This is a genomic window from Pseudomonas sp. TH31, assembly GCF_016650815.1.
Lineage (GTDB): Bacteria > Pseudomonadota > Gammaproteobacteria > Pseudomonadales > Pseudomonadaceae > Aquipseudomonas.
This window is the reverse complement of the sequence record NZ_JAEKEZ010000029.1, coordinates 94,424-112,575: the sequence shown is the minus strand read 5'-3', so window position 1 is coordinate 112,575 and position 18,152 is coordinate 94,424. Positions and strand designations below refer to the sequence as shown.

Genomic DNA, 18,152 nt, shown 5'->3' with positions numbered 1-18,152 from the left:
ATGCGATCAACTGTGGGAGCGGGCTTGCTCGCGAAGGCGTAATTCGCCTCACCGCCCATATAAAGGAATAAACCATGCTCCAACTCATCCTCGGCGGCGCCCGTTCCGGTAAAAGTCGCCTGGCTGAAAAACTCGCCACCGACAGCCAGCTCCAGGTGACCTACATCGCCACCAGCCAACCGCTGGACGGCGAAATGAACGAACGGGTGGCCCATCACCGCGCCCGCCGTCCCGCCGAATGGGCGCTGATCGAAGAACCGCTGGAACTGGCCCGTGTCCTGCGCGAAAGCGCCAGTGCCGAGCGTTGTTTGCTGGTGGATTGCCTGACCCTGTGGCTGACCAATCTGCTGATGCTCGATAACCCCGAGCGCCTGGCGGCCGAGCGTGATGCCTTGCTGGACTGCCTGGCATCGCTGCCGGGAGAAATTATTTTTGTCAGCAACGAGACCGGAATGGGTGTCGTGCCGCTGGGCGAATTGACTCGCCGCTATGTCGATGAAGCCGGTTGGCTGCATCAAGCCTTGGCTGAGCGCTGTCAGCGAGTCGTCCTGACCGTCGCCGGCCTGCCCCTGACTCTTAAAGGTAATGCGTTATGACTCAATCCTGGTGGCTCAACCCGTGCAAGCCGATCGATGCAGCAGTCGTTGAGCAGGCCGAAGCCCGTCAACAGCAACTGACCAAACCGGCCGGCTCCCTCGGTAGGCTGGAATCGGTCGCCGTGCAACTGGCCGGATTGCAGGGGCAGGTCAAACCGAGCCTCGATCAACTGTGGATCGCGATTTTTGCCGGTGATCATGGCGTGGTGGCTGAAGGCGTATCGGCATTTCCCCAGGAAGTCACCGGGCAGATGCTGCACAACTTCGTCACCGGCGGCGCGGCGATCAGCGTGTTGGCGCGGCAGTTGGGCGCTTCACTTGAAGTGGTCGACCTTGGCACGGTTACACCGTCCTTGAACCTGCCGGGCGTGCGGCATCTGAATGTCGGCCCGGGCACGGCCAACTTTGTGAACGGCCCAGCCATGACCGTCGCTCAAGGTGAGCTGGCCTTGCAGGCTGGCCGCGACAGCGTATTGCGTGCCATCGCGACGGGGGCGCAGTTGTTCATCGGTGGCGAAATGGGCATCGGCAACACCACGGCGGCCAGCGCCTTGGCCTGTGCGTTGCTGGATTGCCCGGTGGGGCATCTGGCCGGACCGGGCACTGGGTTGAACGCTGCGGGTGTCAGCCATAAAGCGCAAGTGATTGAGCGGGCGCTGGTGTTACACGGCGCTCAGCGGGGCGATGCGCGGCAAACCCTGTTCAACCTCGGCGGTTTTGAAATCGCGGCGTTGGTCGGTGCCTATCTGGCCTGTGCCCAGGAAGGTGTCGCGGTGCTGGTGGACGGCTTTATTTGCAGCGTCGCCGCGTTGGTGGCCGTGCGCTTGAACCCGCAATGCCGCCAGTGGTTGCTGTTTGGCCACCGCGGTGCCGAGCCGGGCCATCGCCATGTGCTGGAAACCCTGAGCGCCGAGCCGTTGCTGGACCTCGGTTTGCGTCTGGGCGAGGGCAGTGGTGCCGCGTTGGCGGTGCCGTTGTTGCGCCTGGCGTGTGACCTTCACGGGCAGATGGCGACCTTTGCCGAAGCGGCCGTGGCGGATCGCCCGGCATGATTTTGCGCCTGGACGTGTTGCGCCACGGCGAGACCGAACTCGGTGGCGGCTTGCGTGGCAGTCTCGACGACGCACTCACCGACAAGGGCTGGGCGCAGATGCGTGCGGCGGTGATCGAGCAGGGGCCATGGGATCGACTGGTCAGCTCGCCGTTGCAGCGTTGCGCGCGGTTCGCAGATGAACTGGGCGGGCAGCTCGGTTTGCCGGTTCAGTTGGAAAAAGACCTGCAGGAACTGCATTTCGGCGCATGGGAAGGGCAGAACACCGCAGAGCTGATGAAAACCAGCGCCGAAGCGTTGGGGCTGTTCTGGACCGATCCTTATTCATTTACGCCGCCCGAGGGTGAGCCGGTGGTGGACTTTTCGGCGCGGGTGCTGGCGGCAGTCGAGCGGTTGCACGCGACCTGTGCGGGCGAGCGGGTGTTGTTGATCACCCATGGCGGGGTCATGAAGTTGCTGCTGGCCCAGGCCCGAGGCTTGCCGCGTGAACAGTTGCTCAACGTTGAAGTCGCCCATGCTTCGTTGTATTCGCTGTCGGTGGGTTCTGGCGTACTGCTGCGGGAAGCACTCTGATCATGTTGCCGTTCTGGATCGCCCTGCAATTTTTGAGCAGCCTGCCGATTCGTCTGCCGGGCATGCCAGCGCCTCAGGAATTGGGGTGCTCGCTGCTGTTTTATCCGCTGGTCGGGCTGCTGTTTGGCGGGCTGTTATGGGGGCTGAGCGGATTGTTGTCAGGCGCGCCGTTGCTGCTTCACGCTGCGCTGCTGTTGACCGTTTGGGTGTTGCTCAGCGGCGCACTGCACCTGGATGGCCTGGCCGATAGTGCTGATGCGTGGCTCGGTGGTTTTGGCGACCGTGAGCGCACATTGACCATCATGAAAGACCCGCGCAGCGGGCCGATTGCGGTGGTGACCTTGGTGTTGGTGTTGCTGCTTAAATTTGCGGCGTTGCTGGCGCTGATCGAGCAGGGACACAGTCTATTGTTGATCGTCGTTCCGTTGATTGGCCGCGCGGCGCTGTTGGGGTTATTCCTGACCACGCCGTATGTGCGTGCCGGTGGGTTGGGGCAGGCGTTGGCCGATCACTTGCCGCGCAAGGCCGGTTGGCAGGTGTTGGCGGTCAGTGCGCTGGCGTGTGGTTTGATTGCTGGGCTGAGCGGCGTGTTCGCTCTCGCGCTCGCGGCGTTGGTGTTTGTCTGGTTGCGGCAAGTTATGCAGCGGCGATTGGGTGGCACGACCGGCGATACGGCAGGGGCGTTGCTGGAGTTGTTGGAAATGTCCGTGCTCGTAGGTCTTGTATTAGTCCCGTAGGAGCGAGGCTTGCCCGCGAAGAACGCACCTCGGTATCGCAGATATATCGCGTTATCGTTCTTCGCGGGCAAGCCTCGCTCCTACAGGGGGTTCGGCAGCGCGCGCGACCCTGTGGGCAACGGTTATGCATCAATAATTTGCTTTCATTCAACCGCGGGTATATACACGCACGATGCTCGATTCCCAATGTTTATGTATCAACCTGCGTCGCGCCGCTCGTGGCGTCAGCAGGCATTACGACGGCGCTCTCGATGGCTTCGGGATCAACGTTGCCCAGTATTCTTTGCTGTGCAATCTGCAACGCCTGGATCAACCGAGTATTTCCACCCTGGCCGAAGCCATGGGCCTGGACCGCAGCACCCTGGGGCGCAATCTGCGGGTGCTGGAAGGCGAGGGGCTGGTGGCGCTGAACGAGGGCGAGGACATGCGCAATCGCATCGTCAGGCTCACCGAGGCTGGCGCTGAGCGCCTGGCCGCGGCGTTACCGGCCTGGGAAGCGGCGCAGCAGCGGCTGATTGATCGTCTGGGCGCCGAAAAACGTGAAACCTTGCTGAAGTTGCTGGACGAACTGGCTTGATGCCGGTTTGTTCGATCTTAAGCGGGTATATACCCGCTACCGGAGAATAAGAATGACATCGATGTGGCGTACGTGCGGTTGGGTGTTGGTGGGGAGTGCGCTGATTCTGGCGTTGTCTCTGGGCGTGCGGCATGGCTTCGGGCTGTTTCTGGCGCCGATGAGCGCTGAGTTCGGCTGGGGGCGTGAGACCTTTGCGTTTGCCATCGCCTTGCAGAACCTGATCTGGGGCCTGGCGCAGCCGTTCACCGGCGCCCTGGCCGACCGCTTCGGTGCCGCAAAAGTGGTGTTGGTCGGTGGTGTGTTGTACGCGGTGGGCCTGGTCTGCATGGGGTTGTCCGACTCGGCGGTGACCTTGTCCCTGAGTGCCGGCCTGTTGATCGGCATCGGCCTGTCGGGCACCTCGTTCTCCGTGATCCTTGGCGTGGTCGGGCGCGCGGTGCCGCCGGAGAAACGCAGCATGGGCATGGGTATTGCCAGCGCTGCCGGTTCTTTCGGCCAGTTCGCGATGTTGCCCGGTACGCTGGGGCTGATCGGCTGGCTCGGCTGGTCCGCCGCCTTGTTGGTGCTGGGCTTGCTGGTGGCGCTGATTGTGCCGTTGGTGAGCATGCTCAAGGACAGGCCGCTACCGGTGCTGGGTCACGAGCAAACCTTATCCGAAGCCCTGCGTGAAGCCTGCTCCCATTCCGGGTTCTGGCTGCTGGCGTTCGGCTTTTTTGTCTGCGGGTTTCAAGTGGTATTCATCGGCGTGCACCTACCGGCCTATCTGGTGGATCAACACCTGCCGGCCACTGTTGGCACTACGGTGTTGGCGCTGATCGGGCTGTTCAATATCTTCGGTACTTACACGGCAGGCTGGCTCGGCGGCCGGATGTCCAAGCCGCGCTTGCTCACGGGTTTGTACCTGTTGCGAGCGGTGGTGATCGGGCTGTTCCTGTGGGCGCCGGTGACGACGACCAGCGCTTATCTGTTCGGCATGGCTATGGGCTTTCTTTGGTTGTCCACGGTGCCGTTGACCAATGGCACCGTGGCAACCTTGTTCGGTGTGCGAAACCTGTCCATGCTCGGTGGGATTGTTTTCCTGTTCCACCAGCTCGGCTCGTTCCTCGGTGGCTGGTTGGGCGGGGTGGTGTATGACCGCACCGGGAGCTACGACTTGATCTGGCAGGTGGCGATTCTCTTGAGTCTGTTGGCGGCAGCCCTGAACTGGCCGGTGCGTGAACGGCCGGTGGCGCGGCTACAAACCCGGATGAGCGCAATATGAACAGTCTCTGGCCGCGAATAGTTGTCGCCGGTGTCGGCGCCTTGCTGCTGGCCCTGGCATGGTGGGGCTGGCATCAGGGCGGGTTGGCGCTGATGCAGCTGGGCATGGGCGCTTGCTAGCAGGATGTGAGGACGAGTAAGTTCATTTTTGACGATTTCTCAAGGATGCACCCGACATGCTGATGCGCTGGCTCGCAGTCCCCGCGTTGCTGATGGCATTTACCGGTTTGGCGCAAGCGGCCGGGTGTCCGGAGCTGTTGCAGGGCTCGCTGCCCAAGTTGCGGGCCAAGGAATCGATCGATCTGTGCCAGCGTTATGCGGGCAAGCCGCTGGTGGTGGTCAATACCGCCAGCTTCTGCGGCTTCGCCCCGCAGCTCAAAGGCCTTGAGGCGCTGTATCAGCGTTACAAGGACCAAGGGCTGGAGGTGCTCGGCGTTCCGTCCAATGACTTCAAACAAGAGGCCAGGGACGGCGCTGAGACGGCCAAGGTGTGCTACGTCAACTATGGCGTGACCTTTACCATGACCGAACCGCAGAAAGTCCGTGGCGACGAGGCGACTCACCTGTTCAAGGTTCTCGCCGAGCAGAGCAGTGCACCGAAGTGGAATTTCTACAAATACGTCATCGATCGCCAAGGCAAAGTAATTGCCAATTTCTCCAGCCTGACCAAGCCTGACAACCCGGAATTCATCGAGACCGTAGAGCAAGCCATCGCCTCGAAGCCCTGATAGACGGCCACTAAAAAGCCCCGCCTCTGTGCAAGAGAGCGGGGCTTTTTTGATTCAGGCGGCGAACTGTTCAGGTTCTCCGTGAATCATCAGAAGCGGTAGGTTGCGCCAACACCGAAACCGTTCGCCCAGTTTTGATACTTGGCGTCGTAGGTCTGGCCGCGGTCGTTGCTGTTGTTGACCTTGACCGACTCTTCACGCAGGTACGAGTACGCCACGTCGATGGTCAGGTCGTCGGTCGGGCTCCAGCCTGCGCCCAGGCTGAAGATCTTGCGATCGCCAGTCGGAATGCGTGGGGAGCGGTCGACATTGTTGGTCGGCGCTTGGTCGACGGACAGACCGGTACGCAGTACCCATTCCTTGTTCAACTGGTACGAAGCACCGATGGCGTGAGCCCAGGTGTCGTGCCAGTTCTGCTCTTCGGTGATGGTACTGAACTGACCGTTCAGGATGGTTGGCACACCGCTGTTTTCGACGGTGATGTTCTTCAGTTGGCTCCAGCGAGTCCAGGTGCTGCCCGCGTAAACGGTCCACTTGTCGTCGATCTGGTGAGTGACCGAGAAGTCCACCGATTCAGGGGTGGTCAGGTTCAGCGAGGCGTCGTACTTCTGGCTTGGGTTCTGGCCCACGGCCGCCAGGACGCTGTAGTCGACCTTGGTGCTGCCTTCGAGCTTGTACTTCACTTTCGAGTGATACGTCAGGCCGACGCGGGTGCTGTCGGTGGCCTGGACCAGGATACCAACGTTATAGCCCAGTGCGGTGTCATCACCCTTGATCTTGACCTTGCCATCGGGCGCGGCCTGGGTAATCGACAGGTTCGATTCCAGGGTGCCGTCGATGCGGTTGATGGTCGGGCCGAAACCGATGGACACCTTGTCGTTGAAGGCGTAGCTGACTGTCGGTTGCAGGGTCACGACTTTAACGTCGCTCTTGCTGCCGAAGTAGCGACCGGCAAAGCCGCTTTCGTAGTCGGTTACCAGACCGAACGGGGCATACATGCCGATACCGAATGCCCAATGATCGTCGATTGGCTTGACGTAATAGGCCATCGGAACAGCAATGAACGGCACCATGTCGCCGTTGTTGCTGCCGCCGTTAGGGCTGGAGTTGGCTTTGCTGATATCGGTGTGTGCATCGAGCATTGCCGCGCCGCCGGTAACTTGTTCACGCTTGATGCGGGACATGCCGGCAGGGTTGCCATAAATTGTGCTTGCGTCATCGGCAGAGGAAGATCGCCCGGCAAAACCTGTACCCATCCCGCTGATACTTTGTTCGTTGATGGCAAAGCCACTTGCGAAGAGCTGGGTGGATGCCAAGGTCACGGCGAGGCTAAGGGTGGTTTTGAGCATTACTTTTTTCATTATTAGAACTCCTGATGATCACCGGGGCGAAAATTACCAACATTTTCGTCCCAGCGCTATAGCCTGTATGGGTTGAGTTAGAGCGCTTTTGTAGGACAATCAGACCAGATTCGCGACCTGTTGCAAGATCTTGTGAAACGCGCCGCTCAGCAAGCGACTTGATTCAGTGGTGAAACACAGGTTTGCCAGGCGCAGGTAAAGTCGCGAAGGCGTCCTTGCGGCTGAAAGGTCTGGCGCCATATCCGGGCCATTCCCAGCACATCATCGGGGTCGGGGAGGGGAGTGTTTTGTTCTTCTACCAACAGCCAGGCGATGGCTGTGGCGTAACGCAGGTTGACGGTTAATTCCAGGTGTGGACTGCTTAAAAGGCGTGTTGGCTGGCCAGGCCACGAACCAGGCTTGCCCGCTCCGGGTCCAGTGCCAGGTAGTCATCCCAGAGTGCCCGGTGACGGGGCTCGGCGATTCGGTACAGGCCGTGTCCACGGCGGTCATGCAGGGCGGAGCCAAGGGCTGACTGGCTGGCGGCAATGCCCAGCAGCAGGGATTCGGCAGTTGCGCTATGGCGCCCGAGATAAATCAATGTCGGGCGGATCACATAACGGCACAGTTCGCTGGCAGCGATACCCATAAAGCCCTCGAAACATGAAATGGGCGGCGACACCTGAAGAGGGGGTTTGGCAGCAATGAATCGACTCAGGCTCGCCGGAAGCGGATCAAGCCGCTTGAGTTGAAGTGTAGTGTCATATTAGCGCTGTAAAGGACTGTTTTTAAAATATTTCCGGCAGGCAGTTATAACCGTTATATCGGTTAGTTCTTAAGCCTTGAAAATAAAAAGAGAAATATCAGGCAATAAAAAGCCCTGCTTTTTGAGCAGGGCTTTTGAGGTTTTCAGTCTTTCTGGCGTCTCAGGCAACCAGTGCCTGGCGAGTACGATCGATCACGGCCTGCAGCGGTTCAGCGCTGGAGTATTGATCGGGGTACAGGCGTTCGCTGTGACGGGCGATGCCGTGTTCGTTGACCAGAGTGAAACTGAAGCAGCCTTTGCGAGCGGCCATGATCAGGCAGTTCATTGGTGCAAAAGCGTTAGTTAGGGTGCGAATGGCATCCTGAGTGTGGATTTGAGTAGACATAGTTATTAGGTGTTCCTACAAGCGACACGGATAAGAGCCGTGCAAAATTAAAACGTTCCAGTGACGACGACCACCATTGGTCGAACGAAGAACCCGACTGGAACAAAGCAGCCAGTTTGAAGCGCTGATAATTGGCGCGCTTGGGCTGGCAGGTAGGTACTTAGGAGGGCAGGCAGCACATCAAGGGCAAAGGTTCTGGGCCCGGGGTGAAGATCCTGATCAATTTGCAGGTTGGTTCGGTCAGAGTAAGTGAGCTTCGCAACACCCTTTGCTTTCATTTCAAAGGCAGTGTTGACGCAAGGTTTACCTGGAAACCATCGAGGTGGCCGATCCCGCTTTGTCGGTGGAGGCTTCTCAGGGAAGGCTGACCGTGGGGATTTGTTCGACCAGAATTGACTTTCAGCTTGGTACTAACGCTGCGGATACTAACTGATTGAATTTTAGAAAGGAAGTGTGTTAGCAAAAAAAGATTGGAGCGCAGACTGTCCGACCCAATGTGAAACACGAATTTTGTAGCAGCTGGCGAAGCCTGCGTTCGGCTGCGTTCGGCTGCGCAGCAGTCGTGAGATCAGTGCATGCGGTGTTTCAGAAAGACCTCGGGCTCAGGTTTTACGACTGCTGCGCAGCCGAACGCAGGCTTCGCCAGCTGCTACAAATGGCCTCATTGCCTTCGTCGCCAAGGCTTATCCCCAGGCCTGGTCTGCAAAACGCGCCGAAAAAGCGCATTGATATAACCACCGCAAAGGTACTTGTGCACATTAGTTGCGCAGCTTGTCACGCCACTGTCACCTTGGCTTCAAACGCAGTGGGTGCCTGTAATGAAAATTTAAGTCAATGAAAAACATCGCTTTTTTTAACTGGTGAAAAAATCGTCAGTTTGACTGCGAGCCCCATTCCACAGGGCTTTGCGAGAGTTCAAGGGCGGTTGTCCACTGAGTTATCCACAGCTTCTGTGGATTGTCCCGAGCGCTTGCTCTAGGACGGGCGTGCCGGGTTTTTTTCGACTTTACCTGTAGGAAAAAAAGAGTAGAGTGGCGCGCCTTCCGATCTGCCCCACAGTGCTTTATGAAGTTTCGCTCAGTATCAACCTCTGTTACCGATATCCCCCCTACTGTTACCCCACCCAAGCGCTTTTCCATGCGTGTGGCCGAGTGGCTACTGGACAGTCCGCGCCTGGGCGATAACCCGAACGTCAAACACTTTGCCGGACGTTTGCTCAAGCAACCGGCCCGGGAAGGTGTGGTGGCTGCCCAAAGTCGTCTGGGGCAGTTGATGTGCCGCGAGTGCGGCAACGCACGGGATCGGCGCATCGGTCACGACTTGCTGCGTCAGGCCGCCCGTGCCGGTGACCGGCGCGCTCAGCAGGAACTGGGGTTGATCGAAGACTGAGCTGTCCAAGACCTGACGCCTTGGTTAACCTTCAAGCTTTATCTCATCGGCAGGAGTGGCTATGGCTATGGACTTGACCAGCATATTGCTTGGTCTGGCGGGCGCTGCACTGCCATTGTTGGCACTGGCCTGGCAAATCCAGCGCCGGGTGAGTGCCGGGCAGGCCGACGTGGCGTTGCTGGAAGAACGGCTGGCCATGGCCCAATTGGCCCAGGACGGTTTGAATGCCCAGCTCGATGCCTGTCGCGACGAGATCGGTGACCTGAGTCAGGCCAATTCCGCCAAGCAAGCCGACTTGGCGGCTGTCCGTCGTGAAGTCGAGCTGCTGCAAATCGAACGTGACGATGCCCGCGACGCGTCCCACGCCTGGAATATCGAGCGCGCCGGCAAAGAGACTGAGCTGCGTCGCCTTGACGCGCAGGCCGCCTCCCTCAATGCCGAGTTGCGTGAGCAACAGGAAAGCCATCAGCAGCGTCTCAACGACCTCCAGGGTTCGCGCGACGAGCTGCGGGCGCAGTTCGCCGAGCTGGCGGGGAAAATCTTCGACGAGCGCGAGCAGCGTTTCGCTGAAACCAGTCAGCAGCGCTTGGGGCAGTTGCTCGATCCGTTGAAGGAACGCATCCAGTCCTTCGAAAAACGTGTCGAAGAAAGTTACCAGGCCGAGGCGCGGGAGCGCTTTTCCCTGGCCAAGGAGCTGGAGCGCCTGCAACAGTTGAACCTGCGCCTGAGCGACGAAGCCACCAACCTGACCCGGGCCTTGAAAGGCCAGAAAACCCAAGGCAACTGGGGTGAGCTGATTCTTGAGCGAGTGCTTGAGCACGCAGGCCTGGAGAAAGGCCGTGAGTACCAGACTCAGGTCACCCTCAAAGGCCCGGACGGCGAGCGTTTCCAGCCGGACGTCATCATTTATTTGCCCGGCGACAAGCAGGTGGTGGTCGACTCCAAGGTCAGTCTCACGGCTTATCAGCAATACGTGGCGGCCGAAGACGATGCCATCGGCCAGGTCGCCATCAAGCAGCACGTGCTGTCGCTGCGTAATCATGTCAAAGGGCTGTCCGGCAAGGACTACAAGCGACTGGATGGCTTGCATAGCCTGGATTTCGTTCTGCTTTTCGTGCCTATCGAAGCCGCATTTTCAGCGGCATTGCAAGCCGAGCCGACGCTGTTTCAGGAGGCCTTCGACCGCAACATCGTGATCGTCAGCCCGACGACGTTGCTCGCCACGTTGCGGGTCATCGACAGCTTGTGGAAGCAAGAACGCCAGACCCAGAACGCCCGGGAAATCGCCGAACGGGCCGGATGGTTGTACGACAAGTTTGTGCTGTTCATCCAGGATCTGGACGAGGTGGGCAATCGCTTGCAACAGTTGGATAAAGCCTACAGTTCAGCGCGCAACAAGCTGACAGAAGGGCGCGGTAATCTGGTCAGTCGCAGCGAGCAGTTGAAGTTGCTCGGCGCACGGGCGAGCAAGAGCTTGCCCGCGGATTTGCTGGAGCGGGCGATGACTGATGTGGATGGCTTGGCTGAGTTGCCGGAGTAGCGGTTACAAAGATCAAAGCTCCTACAAGGTTTTGTGTACACCTGTAGGAGCTGCCGAAGGCTGCGATCTTTTGATTTTGACTTTATAAAGGCAAATGCCGATTCAACAACGCCCGCAACGCCGCCGGCTTCACCGGTTTGGCCAAATAATCCAGTCCCGCTGCATGCACTTGGGCTACCGTCTCGGGGCGCCCATCGGCACTGATCACCACACCCGGCACCGGTTCGCCTAAACGGGTGCGCAACCACGCCATCAACTCGGTTCCGGTTTCACCGTCGTCCAGGTGATAATCCACCAGCGCCAACTGCGGCCGTACACCATCGCCGAGCAATGCGGCACACTCTTCACGGTTGCGCGCGGTCCAGACCTGGCAGCCCCAACGTGTCAGCAGGCTGTTCATGCCAATCAGGATGCTGTCCTCGTTATCGATGCACAGCACCTGCGCGCCCGTCGGCAATTTACCGTTCAGTACGGTGACGTTATGCGGCGCCGCTACAGTCTGCGCCCGAGCCAGCGGCACGCTGACGCTGAACACGCTGCCATGCCCCGGCCAGGAGCGCACGCGCAAGGTATGGCCCAGCACCCGACACAACCCATCGGCAATCGCCAAGCCCAGCCCCAGGCCTTTCTCGGCGCGGGTCTGGTGACTGTCGAGGCGTTTGAACTCTTCGAAAATCACTTTCTGTTTATCTTCCGGAATTCCCGGGCCACGGTCCCAGACTTCCAGGCACAGTTCGCCGTTTCGCCGCCGAACCCCCAGCAGCACCGGGCCTTTGGCATAACGGAACGCGTTGGTCAGGAAGTTCTGCAGGATCCGTCGCAGCAACTTGATGTCGCTGTCGACCCGCAACGTGCTGCCGCGCAGGCGGAATTTCAGGCCTTGTTCCTGCGCCAGTGCCTTGAACTCGGCGCCGAGGATGTCGAACAGTTCATTGAGCACGAACGGCTTGGGATCCGGGTTGATCTTGCCGTTTTCCAGGCGGGAAATGTCTAGCAAGTCGCTGATCAAGTCCTCGGCGGAACGCAGTGAAGTATCCAGATGCTGGATCAGTTTCTGCGCCTCACTGGATAGGCCGTCGTCCTGATGGGTCAGTGCGGCAGAGAACAACCGTGCGGCATTCAGCGGCTGCATCAAGTCATGGCTGACCGCCGCCAGAAAACGGGTTTTCGACTGGTTGGCCGACTCGGCGGTGCCTTTGGCTTCGGTCAGGGCGACGTTGAGTTGCGAGAGCTCGTGGGTACGCGCGGTCACCCGTTGCTCCAGGCCTTCGTTAGCTTCGGTCAACGCCTGCTCGGCCTCGCGGAACGCGGTGATGTCGGTGAAACTCATGACGAAACCGCCGCCGGGCATCGGGTTGCCGATCAGCTCGATCACGCGGCCATTGGGGAACAGTCGTTCAGAGGTGTGGGCACGACCCTGACGCATCCAGTGCAGGCGGCGGGCGACGTGGACTTCCGCTTCGCCGGGGCCACACAGGCCGCGCTCGGCGTTGTAGCGAATGATGTCGGCAATCGGCCGACCGACGCTGATCAAGCCGTCCGGGTAGTTGAACAACTCCAGGTAACGCCGGTTCCAGGCCACCAGTTTCAGTGACTGGTCGACCACGCTGATGCCCTGGGTGATGTTCTCGATCGCCCCTTGCAACAGGGCTCGGTTGAATTGCAAAACTTCCGACGCTTCGTCGGCGATACGGACAACGTCCTCAAGCTGCATTTCCCGACCTTCGATGGCGGCTTTTACTACAGCTCGCGTCGAAGAAGCGCCGAGGACACCGGCCAGCAAGCGTTCGGTATGGGCGATCCATTCGCCGTCGGCGTTCTGGTTCGGGTTGAAGCCTTTGCCCTGGCGGTAGGCGAAGCGGATAAAGCTTTGGCGGGCGCGTTCTTCACCGACAAAACGTGCGGCCAGTTGCAGCAGATCGTCGATTTGCACCGAAAGCATCGAGCGAGCGCTGGGCCGGGCGCTGATTTCCTGACCAATGAACCGGCCGGCCTGCCAGTGCTCGGAAACGCGTGTGCGTGACAGCACCGAGACCCAGGCGAACAGCGTGAAGTTGCCCGCCAGCGACAGCACCACGCCTTGGGTCAGTGGGGTGATAGGCAAGTGCAGTGGGTTGCTGTGCAGCCAGGCCAGTCCGGGGAAACTGCTTAGCGACCAACCCAGGCTGAGGGCGGTAATTGGCACAATCAACGTGTAGAACCAGAGGAACGTCCCGGCGGCGAGGCCGGCAAATACCCCGCGACGATTGGCCTGTTTCCAGTACAGCGCGCCGAGCATGGCCGGGGCCAATTGAGTCACGGCGGCGAAGGCGATCTGGCCGATGGTCGCCAGGCTGGCAGTAGAGCCGAGCAGGCGATAGCTGACGTAGGCCAGCAGCAAAATCACCACGATGCTGACCCGGCGCACCGAGAGCATCCACTGGCGGAACACTTCGAACGGTCGCTCGGCGTTGTTGCGGCGCAGCAACCACGGCAGCAGCATGTCGTTGGAGACCATGGTCGACAGCGCCACGCTGGCCACGATCACCATGCCGGTGGCCGCGGAGGCACCGCCGATAAACGCCAGCAATGCGAGTGCCGGGTGGGCCTGGGCGAGGGGCAGGCTGATGACGAAAGAGTCCGGTAGCACAGAACTCGGAAGCAACATCTGACCGGCCAGCGCGATCGGGACTACAAACAACGCCGCCAATGCCAGGTAAGCCGGAAACACCCACTTGGCCAGGCGCAAATCCTGAGGTTCGATGTTCTCCACCACCGTGACGTGGAACTGCCGTGGCAGGCAGATAATCGCCATCATGGCGACGCCGGTTTGCACCACCATCGACGGCCAGTTGATGGTTTCCTTCCAATACTCTTCCAGGCGCGGGGCGAGCATGGCTTGGTCGAACAGGTCGTCGAAACCGTCGTACAGGCCGTAGGTCACGAACGCGCCGACCGCCAGAAAAGCGAACAGCTTGACCAGCGATTCAAACGCAATCGCCAGCACCATGCCGCGGTGGTGTTCGGTGGCGTCGAGGTTGCGCGTACCAAATACGATGGTGAACAGTGCCAACACCAGCGAGACGATCAGTGCCGTGTCCTGGGCGCGGGTGCCCATGGCGTCAGCGCCGGCTCCGATCAGCAGGTTCACCCCGAGCACGATGCCCTTGAGCTGCAAGGCGATGTAGGGCAGCACGCCGACCAGGCAGATCAGCGCCACCACCACCGCCAATGACTGCGACTTGCCATAGCGCGCGGCGATAAAGTCGGCGATGGAGGTGATGTTCTCCTGCTTGCTGATCATCACCATTTTTTGCAGGACCCACGGCGCGCACACCAGCAGCAGGATCGGCCCGAGGTAGATCGGCAGGAATGACCAGAGCTGTTCGGCGGCCTGGCCCACGGCGCCAAAGAACGTCCAGCTGGTGCAATACACGGCCAGCGACAGGCTGTAGACCCAGGCACGCACACGCGGCGGCAACGGCGCGCTGCGACGGTCACCGTAGAAGGCGATGGCGAACATGATGGCCATATAGGCCAGGGCAACGGCGGCGATCAGCCCGCTGGACAGCGACATGGAAACTCCAGACAAAGGACATCCGGGACTCCTGCCCGGTCAGACAGTCTCGCACGATGGCCGGGGTTCGTCAGTGTCGACCAAGGTCGTGGCGTGGCGGGGTGTCGCAGGGTGGTAATCGGTTAGGTTTTCAGCGTTTGGGCGGGCCTCATCGCGAGCTTGCTCGCGAAGGCGGTGTCACTCACCCAGCGCAATCTCGATCAACCGATGCAATTCCTCAACCTCCAGCGCTGCCGCCGAGAACAGGATGCGAAACACCGTCGGCGCCACTACCAGGTTGATCAGCCGGTCAACGCTCGGTTTAGGCTGGTCCGGATAACGATCCAGAATCGTCTGCAATTGCGCGCCAATGATGGTCACGCAATAACCCGGCGTAGCGCTGGACTGCACGTCGCGCATGATGTTACGACCAGGCTCGGAGCTCATTTCGTCCAGATATTGCTCGGCCCAGGCCCGCACATCACCGCGCAAACTGCCGGTGTTGGCCGGCTCGCTGTCGGGGCGCAGGCGGGCGAGGGCTACGTCCGCCAGCAGCACCGACAAATCGCCCCAACGCCGATAGATCGTCGACGGCGTAACCCCCGCACGCACCGCGATTTGCGGCACGGTCACGGTAGATCGATCCTGCTCTTCGAGGAGATCGCGGACCGCCGAGTGAATCGACTCTTGCACCCTGGCGCTTCTGCCTCCGGGGCGTAAACCTTCTTTAATTGCCATGTGGCGGACCTTAACACAAAGAATTTGCTTTAAGCGCTAGCGAGTAGCACACTCCGCAAAAGCAAAAACTTAGCTTTTGCGGAGTGTGCTCATGTCTCATCCACCTTCAAACCATTCCAGCCTGTGGTTTCTGGCGATCACTTTACTCAGTTTTCTCGCCGCCTCCACAGCGCCGACGCCGTTGTATCACCTGTATCAGGAATACCTCCATTTCTCGGCAGCGACCCTGACCCTGATTTTCGGCGTGTACGCCCTCAGCTTGCTCGCGGCGTTGCTGACGGTCGGCTCGCTCTCGGATTTCCTGGGACGCAAACCGGTGATTTTCACCGCCGTGTTGCTGAACATGCTTGCGATGTTGCTGTTTATCAACGCCGACAGCGTTGCCTGGCTGATCAGTGCGCGGGTGCTTCAGGGTTTTGCAACAGGCATGGCCACCGCCGTATTGAGTGCTGCGCTGCTGGATACCGACCGCCAGCAAGGACCATTGGTCAACAGTGTTGCTCCGTTGCTGGGCATGGCGGCGGGGGCGATGGGCTGCGGTTTGCTGGCCGAGTTTGCGCCGCTGCCGTTGCAACTGACTTTTGGGTATTGTTCGGGCTGTTTGTGCTGCAGGCACTGTATGTCTGGCGCCTGCCGGAAAGTGTCAGCCGGCAGCCGGGTGCCTGGGCTTCGCTGCGCCCGACCTTGCATGTGCCGGTCCAGGCACGACGGGCCTTGTGGTCGGTACTGCCGATCAACACCGCGGTGTGGGCGTTGGGCGGTTTTTTCGCCTCTTTAGCGCCGTCGCTGGTTCGCACGGCTACCGGTTCGACCTCCAACTTGATTGGCGGCGCAACGGTCGCGGCGTTGACGGTGACCGGCGCGCTGATGATCTACACCTTGCGCAATCGTGCGGCGGACAAGGTCTTGTGCTTGGGCGCCAGTCTGCTGCCGGCCGGCGTCGTGCTGATTCTGGTCGCTGTTCACATCGCCAGTCTGCCGTTGTTTTTTCTCGGCACGCTGGTGGCCGGTTGCGGCTTCGGTGCCGGTTTCCTCGGTGCCGTGCGCAGCCTCGTGCCGTTGGCGTTACCGCATGAGCGGGCCGGGTTGATGTCGGCGTTTTATGCGCTCAGTTACCTGGCATTTTGTTTGCCAGCGTTGCTGGCCGGCAGTTTGACCCGCAGTTTTGGGCTGATCGCGACCACCGATGGTTATGGCGCAGTGCTGATCGTCCTGGCGGTGGGGGCATTGCCGGGTCTGGTGCGTCAGCGGTCTGTGAAAGTCTGTAGCGCGGAGGTTGGATGACCGATAGCCTTGGCGCCGCCATCCACTTTTCATTTTCGACGGACCGTACGATGAAAATCATCCGCAGCAAATCCTTCACCGCCGAACGTGCCTGGGGCGCGTTGGACATCGCCAACATGAACGGCATCACCACCCGTTTGCACTGGACGGATCAGCCGTACAAATGGCACGTCAACGACGGTCAGGAAGTGTTTGTAGTACTCGATGGACAGGTGCAGATGCACTATCGGGAGGCGGACGTTGAACAACAGGCTTTACTCGACGTCGGCGATATCTTTTATGCCTCGGTAGGCACCGAGCATGTGGCGCATCCCGTCGGCGCGGCGAGGATTTTAGTGATCGAATCAGAAGGTAGCGTCTAAGGCTATATCTGCAAAACAGATAACAGTTAGAGATATTACCCGTTATATAGATATTCGATTCAGATCTACCATGAGCTCCACCTCACCAGAGGACAGGAGTTCGCCATGACATGCCCCAACACTGCCAAGCCCGGTTTTAAACCTTTCAGTCAGCTCCCGCGCCCCTTGGAAGCGATTCGCCAGTTCACCCCGAACTGGTTCGCCGCCACCATGGGCACCGGTGTGCTCGCCCTGGCGCTGGCGCAATTGCCCGTCGCGATTCCCGGTGTGCACGCGGTTGCCGAAGCCCTGTGGCTGTTCAACATCTTTCTGTTTGTAGTGTTCACCGGGTTGTACGCCGCTCGCTGGGTGTTGTTCTTCGATGAGGCGCGGCGGATTTTCGGTCACTCCACGGTGTCGATGTTTTTCGGCACCATTCCCATGGGGCTGGCGACCATCATCAACGGCTTTTTGCTGTTTGGTCTGCCGCGCTGGGGCGACGGGGTGATTCATATCGCCGAAGTGCTGTGGTGGCTGGATGTGGCGATGTCTCTGGCCTGCGGCGTGTTGATCCCGTACATGATGTTTACCCGCCAGGAACACAGCATTGACCAGATGACCGCCGTCTGGCTGTTGCCGGTGGTGGCCGCAGAAGTGGCGGCCGCCAGCGGTGGTCTGTTGGCGCCGCACCTGGCCGAGGCCCATTCACAACTGGTGGTGCTGGTCACCAGCTACGTGCTGTGGGCATTTTCCCTGCCGGTGGCGTTCAGCATTCTGACCATCCTGTTGCTGCGCATGGCGCTGCATAAATTGCCTCACGAGAACATGGCCGCATCGAGTTGGTTGGCGCTTGGGCCGATTGGTACCGGGGCGCTGGGCATGTTGCTGCTGGGCGCCGATGCACCAGCGATCTTCGCCGCCAACGGCTTGCCGGGCATCGGTGAAATCGCCGCGGGGCTAGGGCTGGTGGCCGGGATTACGCTGTGGGGTTTCGGGCTCTGGTGGATGCTGATCGCGGTGCTGATCACCGTGCGTTACCTGCGGGCCGGCATTCCGTTCAACCTTGGCTGGTGGGGCTTTACCTTCCCGCTGGGTGTTTACTCCCTGGCTACGCTGAAGCTGGCCAGCACCTTGAACCTGATGTTTTTCAGTGTGTTTGGCGGCGTGTTGGTGGCGTTGTTGACTGTGATGTGGCTGATCGTTGGCAAACGGACAGTGCAAGGCGCCTGGCGCGGCGAGCTGTTTGTCTCGCCATGTATTGCAGGATTAAAGAAATAACCCGCAAAGATTAGGTAATGTGTGGCCTGGATCG

General features: G+C 59.9%; 16 protein-coding genes and 2 pseudogenes. 13 read left to right on the top strand and 5 right to left on the bottom strand.

Features of this window, described 5'->3' with window-relative positions; genetic code table 11:
- The first annotated feature begins 74 nt into the window (after nt 1-74).
- The 8 genes from cobU (at nt 75) to JFV26_RS19830 (ending at nt 5,522) form a co-directional block, all read left to right on the top strand.
- Nucleotides 75-596, top strand: a complete 522-nt coding sequence (gene cobU, locus JFV26_RS19860; protein ID WP_201194872.1) for a bifunctional adenosylcobinamide kinase/adenosylcobinamide-phosphate guanylyltransferase — start codon at nt 75-77, stop codon at nt 594-596.
- Nucleotides 593-1,648: a nicotinate-nucleotide--dimethylbenzimidazole phosphoribosyltransferase gene (cobT, locus tag JFV26_RS19855; protein WP_201194870.1), complete on the top strand. Its 1,056-nt coding sequence runs from the start codon at nt 593-595 to the stop codon at nt 1,646-1,648. Before cobU ends, cobT begins: the two co-directional genes overlap by 4 nt.
- Entirely contained in the window at nt 1,645-2,220 is a 576-nt protein-coding gene (cobC, locus tag JFV26_RS19850) for an alpha-ribazole phosphatase family protein (protein ID WP_201194868.1), read from the top strand. The genes cobT and cobC overlap by 4 nt, the downstream gene beginning before the upstream one ends.
- A gap of 2 nt (nt 2,221-2,222) precedes the next feature.
- A complete protein-coding gene (locus tag JFV26_RS19845) occupies nt 2,223-2,957 on the top strand; it encodes an adenosylcobinamide-GDP ribazoletransferase (protein ID WP_201194866.1) in 735 nt (244 codons plus the stop codon).
- 172 nt (nt 2,958-3,129) lie between these two features.
- Nucleotides 3,130-3,534 carry a MarR family winged helix-turn-helix transcriptional regulator gene (locus JFV26_RS19840; RefSeq protein WP_201194864.1) on the top strand — a complete coding sequence of 135 codons (405 nt, stop codon included), beginning with the start codon at nt 3,130-3,132 and terminating at the stop codon, nt 3,532-3,534.
- A gap of 52 nt (nt 3,535-3,586) precedes the next feature.
- Nucleotides 3,587-4,795 carry an MFS transporter gene (locus tag JFV26_RS19835; protein ID WP_201194862.1) on the top strand — a complete coding sequence of 403 codons (1,209 nt, stop codon included), beginning with the start codon at nt 3,587-3,589 and terminating at the stop codon, nt 4,793-4,795.
- On the top strand, nt 4,792-4,914 hold the full coding sequence (locus JFV26_RS34240) for a hypothetical protein (protein WP_274610069.1): 123 nt from the start codon (nt 4,792-4,794) through the stop codon (nt 4,912-4,914). Before JFV26_RS19835 ends, JFV26_RS34240 begins: the two co-directional genes overlap by 4 nt.
- 56 nt (nt 4,915-4,970) lie before the next feature.
- Nucleotides 4,971-5,522: a glutathione peroxidase gene (locus JFV26_RS19830; RefSeq protein WP_201194860.1), complete on the top strand. Its 552-nt coding sequence runs from the start codon at nt 4,971-4,973 to the stop codon at nt 5,520-5,522.
- Between the two features lie 89 nt (nt 5,523-5,611).
- Here JFV26_RS19830 and JFV26_RS19825 read toward each other — a convergent pair whose 3' ends face one another.
- The 3 genes and pseudogenes from JFV26_RS19825 to JFV26_RS19815 form a co-directional block, all read right to left on the bottom strand.
- Nucleotides 5,612-6,883, bottom strand: coding sequence for an OmpP1/FadL family transporter (locus JFV26_RS19825; RefSeq protein WP_201194858.1), 1,272 nt, complete (start codon nt 6,881-6,883; stop codon nt 5,612-5,614).
- Between the two features lie 146 nt (nt 6,884-7,029).
- Nucleotides 7,030-7,511, bottom strand: a pseudogene (locus tag JFV26_RS19820) (hypothetical protein).
- A 277-nt stretch (nt 7,512-7,788) separates the two neighbouring features.
- Complete coding sequence (locus JFV26_RS19815) at nt 7,789-8,013, bottom strand: hypothetical protein (protein ID WP_003214941.1); 225 nt, start codon at nt 8,011-8,013, stop codon at nt 7,789-7,791.
- A 1,065-nt stretch (nt 8,014-9,078) separates the two neighbouring features.
- Here JFV26_RS19815 and JFV26_RS19810 point away from each other — a divergent pair.
- On the top strand, nt 9,079-9,402 hold the full coding sequence (locus tag JFV26_RS19810; protein ID WP_201194856.1) for a sel1 repeat family protein: 324 nt from the start codon (nt 9,079-9,081) through the stop codon (nt 9,400-9,402).
- 175 nt (nt 9,403-9,577) lie between these two features.
- Nucleotides 9,578-10,942 carry a DNA recombination protein RmuC gene (gene rmuC, locus JFV26_RS19805; RefSeq protein WP_201195860.1) on the top strand — a complete coding sequence of 455 codons (1,365 nt, stop codon included), beginning with the start codon at nt 9,578-9,580 and terminating at the stop codon, nt 10,940-10,942.
- An 82-nt stretch (nt 10,943-11,024) separates the two neighbouring features.
- Here rmuC and JFV26_RS19800 read toward each other — a convergent pair whose 3' ends face one another.
- Nucleotides 11,025-14,498 (bottom strand): hybrid sensor histidine kinase/response regulator, encoded by a 3,474-nt coding sequence (locus tag JFV26_RS19800; protein ID WP_201194854.1) that lies wholly within the window; start codon nt 14,496-14,498, stop codon nt 11,025-11,027.
- A gap of 177 nt (nt 14,499-14,675) precedes the next feature.
- The gene (locus tag JFV26_RS19795) at nt 14,676-15,215 is read right to left on the bottom strand and encodes a TetR/AcrR family transcriptional regulator (protein ID WP_201194852.1); all 540 of its coding nucleotides are present in this window, start codon (nt 15,213-15,215) and stop codon (nt 14,676-14,678) included.
- 91 nt (nt 15,216-15,306) lie between these two features.
- Here JFV26_RS19795 and JFV26_RS19790 point away from each other — a divergent pair.
- The 3 genes and pseudogenes from JFV26_RS19790 to JFV26_RS19780 all read left to right on the top strand — a co-directional run bounded on the left by JFV26_RS19790 (nt 15,307) and on the right by JFV26_RS19780 (nt 18,118).
- Nucleotides 15,307-16,499 (top strand): annotated as a pseudogene (locus JFV26_RS19790) (MFS transporter).
- A gap of 50 nt (nt 16,500-16,549) precedes the next feature.
- Nucleotides 16,550-16,861, top strand: a complete 312-nt coding sequence (locus JFV26_RS19785) for a cupin (RefSeq protein ID WP_201194850.1) — start codon at nt 16,550-16,552, stop codon at nt 16,859-16,861.
- Nucleotides 16,862-16,966: 105 nt separating this feature from the next.
- On the top strand, nt 16,967-18,118 hold the full coding sequence (locus tag JFV26_RS19780; protein WP_201194848.1) for a TDT family transporter: 1,152 nt from the start codon (nt 16,967-16,969) through the stop codon (nt 18,116-18,118).
- Nucleotides 18,119-18,152: the final 34 nt, after the last annotated feature.

Bases quoted from the DNA above. Each gene is read 5' to 3' on its own strand.
- cobU (WP_201194872.1), top strand. From the start codon at position 75: ATGCTCCAACTCATCCTCGGCGGCGCCCGTTCCGGTAAAAGTCGCCTG.
- cobT (WP_201194870.1), top strand. From the start codon at position 593: ATGACTCAATCCTGGTGGCTCAACCCGTGCAAGCCGATCGATGCAGCA.
- cobC (WP_201194868.1), top strand. From the start codon at position 1,645: ATGATTTTGCGCCTGGACGTGTTGCGCCACGGCGAGACCGAACTCGGT.
- JFV26_RS19845 (WP_201194866.1), top strand. From the start codon at position 2,223: ATGTTGCCGTTCTGGATCGCCCTGCAATTTTTGAGCAGCCTGCCGATT.
- JFV26_RS19840 (WP_201194864.1), top strand. From the start codon at position 3,130: ATGCTCGATTCCCAATGTTTATGTATCAACCTGCGTCGCGCCGCTCGT.
- JFV26_RS19835 (WP_201194862.1), top strand. From the start codon at position 3,587: ATGACATCGATGTGGCGTACGTGCGGTTGGGTGTTGGTGGGGAGTGCG.
- JFV26_RS34240 (WP_274610069.1), top strand. From the start codon at position 4,792: ATGAACAGTCTCTGGCCGCGAATAGTTGTCGCCGGTGTCGGCGCCTTG.
- JFV26_RS19830 (WP_201194860.1), top strand. From the start codon at position 4,971: ATGCTGATGCGCTGGCTCGCAGTCCCCGCGTTGCTGATGGCATTTACC.
- JFV26_RS19825 (WP_201194858.1), bottom strand. From the start codon at position 6,883: ATGAAAAAAGTAATGCTCAAAACCACCCTTAGCCTCGCCGTGACCTTG.
- JFV26_RS19815 (WP_003214941.1), bottom strand. From the start codon at position 8,013: ATGTCTACTCAAATCCACACTCAGGATGCCATTCGCACCCTAACTAAC.
- JFV26_RS19810 (WP_201194856.1), top strand. From the start codon at position 9,079: ATGAAGTTTCGCTCAGTATCAACCTCTGTTACCGATATCCCCCCTACT.
- JFV26_RS19800 (WP_201194854.1), bottom strand. From the start codon at position 14,498: ATGTCGCTGTCCAGCGGGCTGATCGCCGCCGTTGCCCTGGCCTATATG.
- JFV26_RS19795 (WP_201194852.1), bottom strand. From the start codon at position 15,215: ATGGCAATTAAAGAAGGTTTACGCCCCGGAGGCAGAAGCGCCAGGGTG.
- JFV26_RS19785 (WP_201194850.1), top strand. From the start codon at position 16,550: ATGAAAATCATCCGCAGCAAATCCTTCACCGCCGAACGTGCCTGGGGC.
- JFV26_RS19780 (WP_201194848.1), top strand. From the start codon at position 16,967: ATGACATGCCCCAACACTGCCAAGCCCGGTTTTAAACCTTTCAGTCAG.